Annotated in this window: 15 protein-coding genes; 7 read left to right on the top strand and 8 right to left on the bottom strand. The window is 67.8% G+C overall.

All coding sequences use genetic code 11. From position 1 onward, the window contains the following. The first annotated feature begins 71 nt into the window (after positions 1-71). Positions 72-2,063 (top strand): BCCT family transporter, encoded by a 1,992-nt coding sequence (locus MOX01_RS17735; protein ID WP_046746950.1) that lies wholly within the window; start codon positions 72-74, stop codon positions 2,061-2,063. Positions 2,064-2,102: 39 nt separating this feature from the next. Here MOX01_RS17735 and MOX01_RS17730 read toward each other — a convergent pair whose 3' ends face one another. Continuing rightward, on the bottom strand, positions 2,103-3,782 hold the full coding sequence (locus MOX01_RS17730; RefSeq protein WP_230977983.1) for an SDR family oxidoreductase: 1,680 nt from the start codon (positions 3,780-3,782) through the stop codon (positions 2,103-2,105). A gap of 149 nt (positions 3,783-3,931) precedes the next feature. Here MOX01_RS17730 and MOX01_RS17725 point away from each other — a divergent pair, with 149 nt between their 5' ends. From MOX01_RS17725 to MOX01_RS17715, 3 genes are all read left to right on the top strand, one after another. Continuing rightward, positions 3,932-5,155: an MFS transporter gene (locus MOX01_RS17725; RefSeq protein ID WP_170224308.1), complete on the top strand. Its 1,224-nt coding sequence runs from the start codon at positions 3,932-3,934 to the stop codon at positions 5,153-5,155. A 302-nt stretch (positions 5,156-5,457) separates the two neighbouring features. Then, entirely contained in the window at positions 5,458-5,931 is a 474-nt protein-coding gene (locus MOX01_RS17720; RefSeq protein ID WP_230979371.1) for an SRPBCC domain-containing protein, read from the top strand. Then, a complete protein-coding gene (locus MOX01_RS17715) occupies positions 5,928-6,245 on the top strand; it encodes an ArsR/SmtB family transcription factor (protein ID WP_045262318.1) in 318 nt (105 codons plus the stop codon). The genes MOX01_RS17720 and MOX01_RS17715 overlap by 4 nt, the downstream gene beginning before the upstream one ends. 8 nt (positions 6,246-6,253) lie before the next feature. Here the strand turns inward: MOX01_RS17715 and MOX01_RS17710 are convergent, their stop codons facing one another. Next, positions 6,254-6,808, bottom strand: coding sequence for a MarR family winged helix-turn-helix transcriptional regulator (locus tag MOX01_RS17710; protein WP_046746946.1), 555 nt, complete (start codon positions 6,806-6,808; stop codon positions 6,254-6,256). Continuing rightward, the gene (locus MOX01_RS17705) at positions 6,808-7,047 is read right to left on the bottom strand and encodes a hypothetical protein (protein WP_058632740.1); all 240 of its coding nucleotides are present in this window, start codon (positions 7,045-7,047) and stop codon (positions 6,808-6,810) included. The genes MOX01_RS17710 and MOX01_RS17705 overlap by 1 nt, the downstream gene beginning before the upstream one ends. 149 nt (positions 7,048-7,196) lie before the next feature. On the opposite strand from MOX01_RS17705, the gene MOX01_RS17700 reads away from it, so the two are divergent. Then, entirely contained in the window at positions 7,197-7,619 is a 423-nt protein-coding gene (locus MOX01_RS17700; RefSeq protein WP_227751321.1) for a MarR family winged helix-turn-helix transcriptional regulator, read from the top strand. A 71-nt stretch (positions 7,620-7,690) separates the two neighbouring features. Next, a complete protein-coding gene (locus MOX01_RS17695; protein ID WP_046746943.1) occupies positions 7,691-8,017 on the top strand; it encodes a DUF7882 family protein in 327 nt (108 codons plus the stop codon). Between the two features lie 147 nt (positions 8,018-8,164). Here the strand turns inward: MOX01_RS17695 and MOX01_RS17690 are convergent, their stop codons facing one another. Both MOX01_RS17690 and MOX01_RS17685 read right to left on the bottom strand, forming a co-directional pair. Further along, positions 8,165-8,917 (bottom strand): SDR family NAD(P)-dependent oxidoreductase, encoded by a 753-nt coding sequence (locus MOX01_RS17690; protein WP_045262344.1) that lies wholly within the window; start codon positions 8,915-8,917, stop codon positions 8,165-8,167. Positions 8,918-9,024: 107 nt separating this feature from the next. Further along, entirely contained in the window at positions 9,025-9,531 is a 507-nt protein-coding gene (locus MOX01_RS17685) for a MarR family winged helix-turn-helix transcriptional regulator (protein WP_141370850.1), read from the bottom strand. 128 nt (positions 9,532-9,659) lie between these two features. Between MOX01_RS17685 and MOX01_RS17680 the strand changes: the two genes are divergently transcribed. Further along, entirely contained in the window at positions 9,660-10,451 is a 792-nt protein-coding gene (locus MOX01_RS17680; RefSeq protein WP_141370848.1) for an SDR family NAD(P)-dependent oxidoreductase, read from the top strand. Between the two features lie 60 nt (positions 10,452-10,511). On the opposite strand, the gene MOX01_RS17675 is transcribed toward MOX01_RS17680, so the two are convergent. The 3 genes from MOX01_RS17675 to MOX01_RS17665 all read right to left on the bottom strand — a co-directional run bounded on the left by MOX01_RS17675 (position 10,512) and on the right by MOX01_RS17665 (position 13,375). After that, complete coding sequence (locus MOX01_RS17675) at positions 10,512-11,654, bottom strand: epoxide hydrolase family protein (RefSeq protein WP_141370846.1); 1,143 nt, start codon at positions 11,652-11,654, stop codon at positions 10,512-10,514. 120 nt (positions 11,655-11,774) lie between these two features. Beyond that, on the bottom strand, positions 11,775-13,010 hold the full coding sequence (locus tag MOX01_RS17670) for an RNA polymerase sigma factor (protein ID WP_141370844.1): 1,236 nt from the start codon (positions 13,008-13,010) through the stop codon (positions 11,775-11,777). Further along, entirely contained in the window at positions 13,007-13,375 is a 369-nt protein-coding gene (locus MOX01_RS17665) for a YciI family protein (protein ID WP_058632735.1), read from the bottom strand. The genes MOX01_RS17670 and MOX01_RS17665 overlap by 4 nt, the downstream gene beginning before the upstream one ends. Positions 13,376-13,391: the final 16 nt, after the last annotated feature.

Below are 13,391 nucleotides of genomic sequence, written 5' to 3'. Positions count from 1 at the left end.
GCGGTTCGCGCGGACCCTCTGGGTTTCGGCCCCGACGCGGCCGGATACCTCGCATGACAAAATGGACTCTCATGGACACTCCTGACGAGAAGCCCGACGAACGCTCCGCAGGATCGAACCCTCCGCGTCCGCGCACGGACACAGTCGGAACCGGTGCCAACCGCCTCCCGGCCAAGGCTTCGGAGACTGCCCGCAAGATCGTCCGCGACATCACGACCGTCCCGCCGCGCAGCGTGCACCCGGCGCTCGTTCCCGGTGTCTCGGTCGAGGAGACGGGGCGCACCTACCGCACCGACCCGCTCGTCTTCGGTGTCGCCGCCGCGTTCGCCCTCGGCTTCATCGCCTGGGGTGTGTTCGCGGGCGACAACCTCGCCGGCACCACGAGCACGGTCCTCGCCTGGGTGGTGGAGTACTTCGGCTTCTTCTTCACGACGATCGCCACGATCATCCTCGTGTTCATGCTGTTCGTCGGCTTCAGCAAGTACGGGCGCATCCCGCTCGGCCGTGACGACGAGGAGCCCGAGTTCTCGATGTTCTCGTGGATCTCCATGCTCTTCGCGGCCGGCATGGGCATCGGCCTGGTGTTCTGGGGTGCCGCTGAGCCGCTGACGTTCTTCGAGAACCCGCCGCCCGGCACCGTCGAGGCGAACACCCTCGAGGCCATGCACACCGCGCAGACCCAGGTGCTCTATCACTGGGGTCCGCAGGCCTGGGCGTTCTACGCGCTCGTCGGTGGAGCCATCGCGTACGGCGCCTACCGCCGCGGCCGCACGCCGCTGATCTCCTCGATCTTCGCTCCGCTGCTCGGCGAGAACCGCACCACGGGTCCGGTAGGCCGCACGATCGACATCTTCTCCATCATCGTGACGTTGTTCGGCACGGCAGCCTCCCTCGGACTCGGAGCGCTGCAGATCGGTCACGGTGTCGAGCTCGTCAGCGGCATCGGCCCACTCGGCAACGGCATCCTCATCGCGGTGATCGCGGTGCTCACAGCCTGCTTCATCGCCTCCGCGGTGTCCGGAGTCTCGAAGGGCATCCGCGCACTGTCGAACATCAACGCCGTGGTCGCGATCCTGCTCGCCTTCTTCGTGTTCTTCGTCGGTCCGACGCTGCTGATCCTCAACGTGATCCCGTCGGTCGCCGTGCAGTTCATCGGCGATCTGCCGACCATGATCGGCCGCTCCGCGTCGCAGGGTGAGACCGCGCAGGCCTTCCTGTCGAGCTGGACGATCTTCTACTGGGCGTGGTGGATCTCCTGGTCGCCGTTCGTCGGCATGTTCATCGCGAAGATCTCCCGCGGGCGCACGCTCCGTCAGTTCGTGTCGGTCGTCATCGTGGTGCCTTCCGCCATCTCGCTCGTGTGGTTCGCGATCTTCGGCACGACGGCGATCCAGCAGCAGATGGACGGCGCAGGCCTCACCGTCGACCCGCCGGAGGAGGTGCTGTTCGGGGTGCTGGAGAACCTGCCGTTCCCGCTCATCACCAGCATCGTGCTCATCCTCCTCATCGCGATCTTCTTCATCACCGGTGCTGATTCCGCCTCACTCGTCATGGGCACGCTGTCCCAGCAGGGCCGCCCGGAGCCATCGCGGTGGGTCGCGGTGGTGTGGGGAGTGCTGGTCGGCGTGATCGCCGCGGTGCTGCTCGTGAGCGGATCGGAGGGCAGCGGGCTGCAGTCGCTGCAGAACGCGACGATCATCGCGGCGCTGCCGTTCGCGATCATCATGACGTTCATGATGATCGCCTTCATGAAGGACCTGCGGCGGGATCCGCTGATCCTGCGCGACCGGTATGCCCGCGCCGCCGTCCGCCACAGCGTCATGGCCGGGCTCGAGGAGTACGGCGACGACTTCGCCCTCGTGCCTGTCGAGTACGACCACTCGGAGGACGACCTCGCCTGGATCGACGAGGACACCGTCGACGACACGTTGGCCGAGGTATATGAGGCTGCGACCGAGGCGATCGACATCATCCCTCCCGCGGAAGTGGATGCCGTTGTCGATGCCGCGTTGGAAGACGGCCCGAACGACCCGGACCCCGCCCCGCAGCCGCGCGCGGATTGAGGGTACCCCGGCATCGTCTGGGGGCGTCGGGTTAGGCGTTCACGCGGGATCAGGCGACTTCGCGGTGAAGTCGCCTGATCCGGCGGGTTCGCCTGGGACGGCGGGTTCGCCTGGGACGGTGAGTTCGCCTGGGACGGCGGGGTCGCTGGTCTCCGCGGGGTGGGGCGGCGCCGATGGAGAGGTCTCGAGGTCCTCGGCGGCGGCCGTGATGCGTGCTGCCATGCCCGCGAAGATCGCGCCGTGGAAGGGCAGCACGGCGAGCCAGTAGAGGCGTCCGGTGAGACCGCGCGGGAAGAAGATCGCGCGCTGCTCGTAGCGGGCGCCCTTCGCATCGGGCACGGCACGCAACTCGAGCCATGCCTCTCCCGGCACCTTCATCTCGGCGCGGAGGCGCAGCAGCGATCCGGCATCCGTGGTCTCCACCGCTTCGACGCGCCAGAAGTCGATCGCGTCGCCCACGCGTGCGGCGGTACGGCTGCGGCGCCCGCGGCTGAGGCCTACGCCGCCCACGATGCGGTCCATCCAACCGCGCACCGCCCACAACAGGGGCGAGGAGTACCAGCCGTTCTCTCCGCCGATGCCGAGGATCACGCGCCACAGCTCTGTGGGTGACGCGGTCGTCGTGACCGAACGGGAGTCGGTGAACACGGTGCGTCCCGCCCAGTCGGGATCGCTCGGCAGCGGGTCGCTCGGAGCGCCCGAGACCTCGGAGTCCTGCCAGCTGGTCTCGATGGTGTCGCCTCGCACGCGGCCGAGCGCCAGGTCGACCGCGCGCCGATACGGGGTCAGGCCGCCTTCGGGCTGGGGGATCAGCTCGTCGATGGCGTGATCCTTCATGATGCACTCGTTCTGCAGCGACGCCACGAGCGGGCGGGCGATCGACCGAGGGACCGGCGTCACGAGATTCACCCAGTGCGAAGCGAGGCCCGGAGTCAGCACGGGGAGGGCGGCGATGGCCCGCTGGCGCAGTCCCGCCTCCACCGCGTAGCCGTTCATCATCTGGCCGTAGCGCAGCACGTCGGGGCCGCCGATATCGACAGCGCGGTTCACGTCGGAATCCACCTGCGCTGCCCCGAGGAGGTAGTGCAGCACGTCGCGCACGGCGATGGGCTGGATCCGGTTGCGCACCCACTTCGGCGCCGGCATGTACGGCAGCACGTCGGTGAGGTGGCGGATCATCTCGAACGACGCCGATCCCGACCCGATCACGACGCCCGCCTGCAGCACGAGTGTCGGCACTCCCGAGTCCAGGAAGATCTCGCCGACCCGCACACGCGAGCGCAGATGCGGGGAGAGCTGTGCATCCTCCGGATGCAGACCGCCGAGGTAGACGATCCGCCGCACACCCGCTCGCGCAGCCGCCTCTGCCACCGTCTGCGCCGCGCGCTCGTCGCTCTCCTCGAAGCCCTTGCCGGCCGACATCGAGTGGATCAGGTAGTAGACGACGTCGACGTCGTCCATGGCCGCGGCGACGGCATCCGCATCATCCGCCGACCCCTCGACGATCTCGCAGTCGGCGCCCCACGGGAACGACGCCGCCCGCGCCGCGTCCCGCGCCAGCACACGCACGCGGTATCCGGCGTTCAGCAGCCGCGGAGTCAGTCGACCGCCGATGTAGCCGGTCGCCCCGAGCACCAGAGCACGCGGGGGAGTCCCGTCGTCGCGGGGGATGGCGCGCAGAGCCTCTTCACGACCGGTGGGCTGGGTGAGTTCGGACATGGCACGAGCGTAGGCCCGAGGATGCGCGCGCGGAAACGGGGTTGCGGCCTGCGTCGGGGATGAGTAGAGCTGCGACGCAGGGAGCACTGTCGGGGGCACATGCGTGATCGTGTCGGTCGCGGCCTGCTGTGCACCGTACGATCGTAGGCATGGCCTCCATCGAATCGATTCGACGACCTGTGCCCGACCAGGCATCCCGCCGCGCGCGCATCGCCGTGTCCGCGCTCTTCCTGACCAATGGGGCGCTGTTCGCGAACATCCTCCCGCGGTACCCGGAGATCAAGTCCGCTCTGGGGCTGGACAACCTCGGGTACGGATTCGCGATCGCGGCATTCCCCGCCGGAGCCATCGCCGCCGGCCTTCTGGCCGCAGTACTCATCCGTCGGTTCGGTTCCGCTCGCATCGCCGTGATCGGCACCGTGTTGACGAGCTTGGGTCTGCTGTCGGCGGCCCTCGCTCCGTCGGGACTGCTGTTCGCGGTCGCCCTGTTCCTCGGCGGAGCGTCCGACGCGATCACCGATGTCGCCCAGAACGCCCACGGCCTGCGGGTGCAGCGTCGCTACGGGCGTTCGATCATCAACGGCTTCCACGCCATCTGGTCCATCGGTGCGGTGCTGGGTGGGGCGATGGCTGCAGTGGCGATCGCACTGGAGCTGCCGCTGGCCGTGCACCTGGGCATCTCGACGGCCGTGTTCGCCACGGTCGCGCTCGTCGCCCTGCGCTTCTGCCTCCCCGGCCGTGACCACGAGGTCGACGAGGAGGCCACGGCCGAGCCGGCCGAGCTCGCCGGAACACTCCGTCGCGGAGTGACGCCGCGTACCGTCATCGCGATCATCGCCCTGACCCTCATCGCCATGGCCGGCGCCGTCGCCGAGGATGCGGGTAACTCCTGGGCGACTCTGTATCTCGCCGACTCGCTCGGAGCCGCTGCGGCGATCGCTCCTCTCGGTTTCATCGCCCTGGTCGGTGCGCAGTTCATCGGTCGGATCATCGGCGATCCGCTCACGGACCGCTTCGGACAGAGGTGGGTCGCGCGGGTCGGCGGCGCCATCGCGGCGGTCGGCATGACGCTGGCGCTCGCGTATCCGTCGGTGCCCGGCACGATCCTGGGGTTCGCGGCCGTCGGCTTCGGCATCGCCACGCTCATCCCCGCGGCGATGCATGCCGCGGACGAACTGCCGGGACTGCGGCCGGGCGTGGGGCTCACGGTCGTGTCGTGGCTGCTGCGCCTCGGGTTCCTGCTGTCTCCGCCGTTCGTGGGGTACATCGCCGAGAACGAGAGCTTGCGGGCGGGGCTCCTCGTCGCGCCGGTGGCCGCCCTCGTCGCCGTGGTGCTGGCGGGCTTCCTCGAGAAGCGGCGTCCCCGCGTCTGAGTCCGGCACGGGGTGCTGCGGCTGGGGTGCCGGTGTGCCCTTGCGTTCCGCGGGTTCCGGATGGCGGAAGAAAACACGGATGCCGGGCGGTCTTCCTGCGATTCCTCATGCATTCGTGATTTCCTCCGACAGGTGACGCCGGCGTGAGGCGCGATGCAGAGTGAGCGATATGGGGTGAGCGGTGAGCGTACTGCAACTCTAGGGTTGCGCATGGAGTCGATAGGTGCAACTCTGGAGTTGCAGTCGGCTGATCCGGCCGGCGGGACATGCAGGAAATCCCGAAAGGACCCATCATGGTGAACATGACCCACAACGAGGCATCCGTCGTCGACGAGGAGACATTCTCGGTGCGGCGGAGCATCCAGATCGCGGCACCCGTCGACAAGGTGTGGCGAGCCGTGGCAGAGCCGCAGCACATCTCGCGCTGGTTCGGGCGCACGGTGCTCGAGGGCAGCGGCGTCGGAGCGATCGGCACGATGACGTTCCCCGACTACGACGTGATCCCCCTCCGGGTCGAGGAGTTCGACGAGCCGCGGCGCATCACGTACCGATGGAACAATGACGATGCCCTCGGCGCGCTGCCGGACAGCATCGACGAGTCGACCTCGACCGTCTTCACCTTCACGCTCGAGGAGGCGGATGGCGGCACGCGGCTCACGGTCGTCGAGAGCGGGTTCGAGCGCACCTCCGACCCCAGGGCCAACCTCGAGTCGCACCGTACCGGCTGGGATCTGGAGCTCGACAAGATGGTCGCGCTCGTGGAAGGCGAAGCGTGACGACCGAGACACTGCTTCCCGTGTTCGCGGCACTCGCGGACGAGACGCGCTGGAGCATCCTGACGGCACTCGGCGAGGGGGATGCTTCGGCATCCGCCCTCGCCGGGCGCCTTCCGGTGTCCCGTCAGGCGATCGCCAAGCACCTCGCCGTGCTGCAGGAGGTGGGACTCGTCGAGCCGGTTCGGGTGGGGCGCGAGGTGCGCTTCCGCGTCGTCGGTGCCGAGCTCTCCGCGACGGCCGCGAAGCTCGACGTGATCGGACGCGAGTGGGACCGCCGCCTCGCTGCGATCAAGGAGATCGCGGAAGGGCTGTAGCGCGGGGATCACTCCGCCGCGTGGGGGCCTTTCTCGTCCCGGATCACATTCCGGAGCTCCTGGTCGAGGTCGGAGGCCTCTTCTATCGACGCGGTCATACCGGCGAGGAACCGTGTGACCACGGCCCGCTCCTGGTCGGAGAGCTCGTCGACCAGGGTGAGCATGCGGCGATGCATGGCACCGAGGGTGGCCCTGACCTCCTCGTCGCTGCTCACGCTCGGAACCACGACTCCGGCGCGGCGGTCCGTCGGATGCGCCTCGCGACGGACGTGTCCGCCCTTCTCGAGGCGGTCGATGAGAGTGGTCGTCGAAGCGGTGGAGATGTCGAGCATCCTGGCGATGTCGATCGGACGGACGATGCGGCCCGCGCGCTGCTCGCGCAGCAGGAAGCGCAGCGCCATCAGGTCGGTCTCGTTCATGCCCATCGAAGCGCGGGTGCGCGCACGCATCGCGGTCTCGGCCGCGCGGTAACGCCGCAGCATGTTCAGGACATCGACGGTGCTGGCGCTCTCGGCGTCGGGGTACCAGTACCCCGAGCGTGCGTACTCCTGGGGCTCGGTCATCAGGCCACCGCCTCTCCGTCTGCCACGGGAGAGGACTCCCGCGTCAGCATCTCGATCGCACCTGTCGCGACCCCGGCGGGGACGATCAGGAGGAAGCCGCCCGTGATCGCGTCGTTCTCGGCCACGATGATCTGCTCGATCCGATCGCGCGGGACGGTGGGGAACTGTCGTTCCAGGCGCTCGAGGAGAGCGGCGTAGTCGATGTACTTCTCGTCATCGAGTGCGGATCGCTCGACCATGACGTCCTTTCTTGCGGTGTATCCATCCTCTCACCCGTGCGACGGTGTGATGCACGCGGGATTTTGCTAGTCAGACAGATAAAAAGACTTCCGAGCTAAGATGGGTTTCGGAATCGATGAGGGGTGTGATGGGGAACAGTCTGGGGGTCATGGCGTCTCGGCTCGACCGCGACGTCGATGAACTGCTGCGCGTGGAGGCGCGGCTCGCGCGGCGCCTCGTGGCGGGGCGCCAGCCCAACGAGACCGACCGCTCGGCCCTTCGCTTCATCGCAGCGGCCCCGGTCGATGCGCCCGTGACTCCGAGTGATCTCGCCGCTCACCTGGGGGTCAGTACTGCGGCGATCACCTCCGTGATCAGGCGTCTGTCCGATCGCGCCCAGATCGTGGTGACGGCGCATCCGGACGACAGGCGCTCGAAGGTGATCCGTCCTTCACTCCGCGACATCAACTCGCCCGCGGACGAGGTCTCGCGGCGGGTGGCGCGGGTGGAAGAGGAGTTCACCTCCGCCGAGCTCGCCGTGATCTCGAGGTTCCTGCGGCGGCTCACGGCGGAGATCGATGCGATCGAATAGTCCCGTTTGCCATTTAGCTAGCTAAACTAGTAATCTAATTCCTGTACAAAACGCACAGGAATGAGGGACTCATGGGCCAGCTCAGTTACGCCGGGGAATCGCAGATCGTGGAGATCGACGATGCGACACTCGCCCACCTTCGACTCGTCACCGTGACCAAGCTCCGCCGCGGAGAATCGTTCCCGCTCACCCTGCGCACGTCGCGATCGGGCACGGAGACGCTGTGGATGCACGCCTCGATTCCCGTACGCTTCGCCGTCGCGGAGGAGATCGAGCTTCAGCGCCCGCTGCTGGTCAAGATGATGGCCGCAGCGAGTTCTGCGCACGGTCTGGACCTGACGGACATGGAGCTGGCGCCGCTCCTCTCTCCGGCGCCTGCGATGCACGCGGTCGCCTGATAACTCGCCTCCGCCGCCGACGTGCTCCTGGGCAAGGCGTGCGCGACGACGGCCGAGGCTCGCAGCGACGACATCGGGGGGTGTCTGCGTCGCTGCTGATGGCATCCGACCACCGGGAATCGGGTCCCGGGGTCGGATGCCATTCGTTCAGAGGGCGGTGTAGCCGCCGTCGACCAGGTGGTAGCTGCCGGTGATGAAGCTCGCGGCGTCGCTGGCGAGGAACGCGATGAGGTTCGCGACCTCGTCGGCCTGCCCCAGGCGTCCGATCGGGTGCTTCGAAACGAGGAAGTCCTTCGCCTCGGGTCCCATGTTCGCGAGCAGCGGGGTGTCGATGAATCCGGGGCCTACGGAGTTCACGCGCACGCCCTGTGCCGAGTACTCGAGTGCCGCCGACTTGGTCATGCCGACGACGCCGTGCTTGGCGGTGACGTAGGCGGGGGAGTTGGCGAACCCGACGCTGCCGAGGATCGACGCGATGTTCACGACCGAGCCGCCGCCGTTCGCGAGGATCGAGGGGATCTGCGCCTTCATGTTGCGGAAGACCGCGTTGAGGTTGATCGCGATGACCTTGTCCCAGGCCTCGTCCTCGTACTCGGCCGTCGGAGCGGACGCTCCACCGATGCCGGCGTTGTTGACGCCGATGCGCAGCGGGGCGAGGGAGTTCGCCAGCTCGATGGAAGAAGCGATCCACGAGGCATCGGTTGCATCGCCGACCGAGGCCTCGGCCGTGCCGCCGGCGGCGCGGATCTCCTCGACGACCGCGTTCGCGTGATCCGCGTTCAGGTCGTTGACCACGACGGATGCACCGTTCTTCGCCAGCAGGAGGGCGGTCGAGCGACCGATTCCGCTGCCTGCTCCCGTCACGATCGCCGAGCGGTTCGAGACGTCGTACTGAGCCACGAGAGACTCCACTTCCGGGCGGGCACGGTGCCGGGAGATCTTCTCGGACGGTCCGTCCTTCACTCCAGCCTACGCCTGAAACGCGGAGGTGGATTCACATGAATGGACTAGTCGCGCCCGGAATCGCCCGCTCCCGGTGTCCAGATCGGATCAGGACTGATCGCCGCGGAGATACGGGTGCTGATCGACCCCAGCTGTCGCGCCTGCGCGGCGGTGAGCGTGTCGAAGACGAGGCGCTGCACCAGCCCCTGATGGCCCGGCGTGGACTCGGCGACCTTCGCGTGGCCGTCGTCCGTCAGTATGCCGAGGGTGAATCGCCCGTCGGTCGCGTCGATCTCCCGTCGCACCCATCCCTTGGATTCCAGTCGCGAGATCGCGCGCGACAGGCGTGACAGTGTGCAGCTCGCATAGGTGGCGAGGGTGCTCAGGCGAAGGCGACGATCCGGTGCGGAATCGAGCGCGAAGAGGATGCCGTGCTCGAAGTGCGTGAGGCCGCTGTCGCGCTGCAGCTGCGCATCGAGAGCTGTGGGGAGGCGCTCCAACAGCGTGGCGACGGAGGACCAGATCGCCAGCTGATCGTCGCTCAGGTGCGGGGCATTCGGCCGCTCGGACATGCCTTCAGGATAGGGCATTCGGGCTCGGGTCTCCGCGGACCTTCACTTTCCCAAGCAAGCAAAAAGACGTAGAGTGACTTTCCTGAGCAAGTAAAGCGACGTCTTCGGCGTCGGAAGGAGGAAGCGGAGTGGATCTGCAACTGCAGGGCAGGACGGCGTTCATCAGTGGCTCGAGTCGAGGGATCGGATATGCGATCGCCGATGCGCTCGCCGTCGAGGGCGTGCGAGTGATCCTGAACGGACGCGACGCCGCGGCAGTCGATGCGGCCGTCGGGCGGCTGCGAGCCGCGCACCCAGGGGTGACCGCGTCGGGGATCGTCGCGGACTTCGCGAATGCGGAGGACATCGCGAGACTCCTCGATGAATTGGGAGACGTCGACATCCTCGTCAACAACGTGGGCCTGTTCGGGCTCGCGGAGTTCGAGGCCGTCGACGACGCCGGGTGGCAGCGCTACTTCGAGGTCAACGTGATGAGCGGAGTCCGGCTTGCACGACACCTGCTGGGCGGGATGATCGAGCGAGGATGGGGCCGGATGATCTTCGTCAGCAGCGAGTCGGGGGTGAATGTCCCCGCGGACATGGTGCATTACGGCGTGACCAAGGCGGCGATGATCGCTCTCGGCAACGGTCTGTCGAAGCTCACCCGCGGCACCTCGGTCACGGTGAACACGGTCCTGGGTGGGCCGACCTATTCCGATGGGGTCGCTGCGGCGGTCGAGGCTGTGGCGCAGGTGCAGGATCTGTCGCCGGAGGCCATGAAGCAGGTCATCATCGGCCAGAACCGCACCACTCTGCTGGAGCGGTTCCTCGACCCGACCGAGGTGGCCGACCTGGTCGCATACCTCGCGAGTCCCCGCGCGTCGGCCACGAACGGGGCGGCTGTGCGCGCGGACGGCGGGGTGCTCACGTCGATGCTGTGACCAGTCGATGCGGTGGTCGACGGCCGCGGCTCTGCGTGCACAGCGGTGGCGGAGGTGGACTCACGCGGGGGATGCGTGCGGCAGTGAGCGTGCGAATGCGGAGATGTCGTCGGCGAGCAGGGCCGGCTCCTCATGTGGTGCGAAATGGCCCCCGCGTGGCATCCGGGAGTAGCGGACGAGGTTGTACGTGCGTTCGATCCAGCTCCGCGGCGGCGACGCCAGGTCGTGCGGGAACAGGGCGACGGCGGTCGGCACCTCCACCCGTTCTATGCGTGAGGCCAATCCCGCGGCGTGCTCGTAGTAGGGGCGGAACGACGTGCCGATCGAGTTCGTGAACCAGTACACGGACGCCAGTGTCAGCAGGTAGTCGTCGCTGAAGCGGGAAGAGACGTCGCCGCCGCAGTCGCTCCAGGATCGATGCTTCTCCAGGATCCACGACAGCAATCCGACAGGGGAGTCCGAGACGGCCGGCGCCAGTGTGAGCGGCCGCGTCTGCTGCTGATGCTGATATCCGCCTTCGGACGCCGACCACTCCTGTACCCGGTCGAGGTGAGCCTGCTCTTCGGCGGTGATCGACTCCTCGTCCACGTGTGCGGGAGCGGCTGTGGACAGCAAGTGGATGCCGACCACCTCGTCGGGGTATGCCTGCGCGAGACGAGAGGTGATCCCCGCTCCCAGGTCGCCGCCGTGCGCGAGGTATCGGGGGAAGGCGAGATGATCCGTCATCAGCAGGTGCCACAGGTCGTGCGTCTGCACGCCGAGTCGGGGGCGTTGCGGTGAGAACGGCAGTCCGGGAAGCGCGGGCACGATCACCGTGGCGGCGTGGGCAGTATCGCCCGCGAAACGCGACGGCGTCGCGAGGCGCCGAGCAACATCCACGAGTTCGAGTGCTGTGCTCGGCCAGCCGTTTGTGAGCAGAACGGGAACGCCGGTCCCTCCCTGCTCGGCATCGAACCGGAGATAAGCGACAGGCGTCCCGTCGATGTCCGCCTGCCGCCAGGGCAGCTCCTCGATCTGTTGTTGCTGCGCGCGCCAGTCGAAGCCGTTCAGCCACACGTCGACGAGCCGGCGAAGCTCCGCCTGCTCGGTGCCCGCCTCCCAGCCCTCCACGGGCCACGGCTCGGCCCAGCGCGTGTTGCGCAGCCGCCGGCGCAGATCCTCGAGGTCATGCTCGCCGACGTCGAGGAGGGAGTGTCGGGACAAGGGAGACCTCTTCCTGGACGGCGTGGGCTGTGATGCGACGCTATCGCGGGGCACCGACACCGAGGCGCGATTCACGAAACCCCCGGGAGCGTATTGAGATGGCACCGAATGCGGTCGGCGTCAGTCGCCGAGGGCCTTCCGGAAGAGGTAGCGGGACTCGGGTTCGTTCGTCGTCATCTCGGCGGCGGCGAGGAAGTCCCCTTTCGCCTTCGGATCACCCTCCGCTTCACGCAGGTGGGCACGGATCGCATGGGCCCGGTGCCGGGTCAAGGGGTGCTGGAGGAGTCCATGCTCGCGATCCAGTTCCTCGAGCAAGGCGCTGGCGCGCGCGTGCCCGAAGGCATGGGCTACGGCGACGACCCGTGCAAGCATGACCAGACCGCTCGGTTCGACCTGCTCGAGCGCCAGATACAGAGCGGCGATCTGTGCCCAGTCCGTCTGCTCGGCGACCGCTGCGGACGCATGCACGGCGGCTATCGCGGCTTGCAGTCGGTACGTCCCCACGTTCCCCCTCGACCATGCGGCACGGATGAGATCCGATCCCTCTCGGATGCACTCCTGATCCCACCGAGTGCGGTCCTGATCCGGAAGGGGGATGAGCTCGCCATCCGCGCCGGCGCGCGTGGCCCGACGCGAATCGATCAGCAGCATGAGGGCGAGGAGGCCCGTCGGTTCCGGGTCATCGGGGACGAGTGCGTGGAGCAGTCGCGTGAGTCGGATAGCCTCGCCGGTCAGGTCGGTTCGGGTGAGATCGGTGCCGGTGGTCACCGTGTATCCCTCGTTGAAGATCAGATACAGCACCCGCATGACCGCGGAGAGGCGGCCGGGGAAGTCCTCATCGGGCCCCCACTCGAATCGGGCACCGCTCTTGCGGATCTGCTGCTTCGAACGGCTGATCCGCACCGCCATCGTCTGCTCGGTCACCCCGTAGGCATGTGCGATCTCGGCGGTGGTCAACCCGCCCACGGCTCGCAGAGTCAACGCGACACGGGAGGCGGACGACAGGGCGGGGTGACAACACAGCAGCAGGAGATTCAGGCTGTCGTCGTGGTCCGCCGGGCCCAGGTGCGACGAGGGCGGGTTCGGTTCGGAGGCCACGTACTGCTCCTCGCGCCGGCGGTCAGCCGATTCGGCGCGCAGCGCATCGATCATGCGGCGGTAGGCGACACGGATCAGCCAGGATCGGGGCTGATCGGGGATCGCGTCCGGGCGCCACTGCCGGCTTGCGGCGAGCAGTGCGTCCTGAGTGGCTTCCTCGGCGATGTCGAAGTGACCGAAGCGACGCACCAGGGCCCCGAGGACCTGCGGTGCCTCCGTGCGCAGCAGCTCCTCGATGGCGTCAGGCCGGGCGGTCACGCGAAGTCGTCACCCATGATGGGACGGATCTCCATCGGTTCGCCGAGCATGTCGACCATCCGCGCGACGATGTCCTGCGCACGCTCCACGCCCGACACGTCGATGACGGCGAACGACGCGAGGACCTCCTTGAGCTCCGCGAAGGGACCGTCGGTCATGACGATCCCTCCGTCGACCTTGCGGACAGTCGTCGACATGGCGGGGTGCCCGAGCCCCTCGGTGCTGACGAACTCCCCGCTGGCACGCAGCTCGGCTTCGAACTGCTGATACGCGGCGAAGGCGGCAAGCGCGTCCTCGGTGGGGGCATCCGCGGTGGCGGCGTCCCAGCTGCTGCTCGGCGTGTAGCCGAGAATGAGGAACTTCACGATCTCATCTCCTCGA

The sequence above is a fragment of the Microbacterium oxydans genome, assembly GCF_006540085.1.
Classification (GTDB): Bacteria; Actinomycetota; Actinomycetes; order Actinomycetales; family Microbacteriaceae; genus Microbacterium; species Microbacterium oxydans.
The sequence above is the reverse complement of the archived record's forward strand: the minus strand, read 5'-3'. Positions and strand labels throughout refer to the sequence as shown.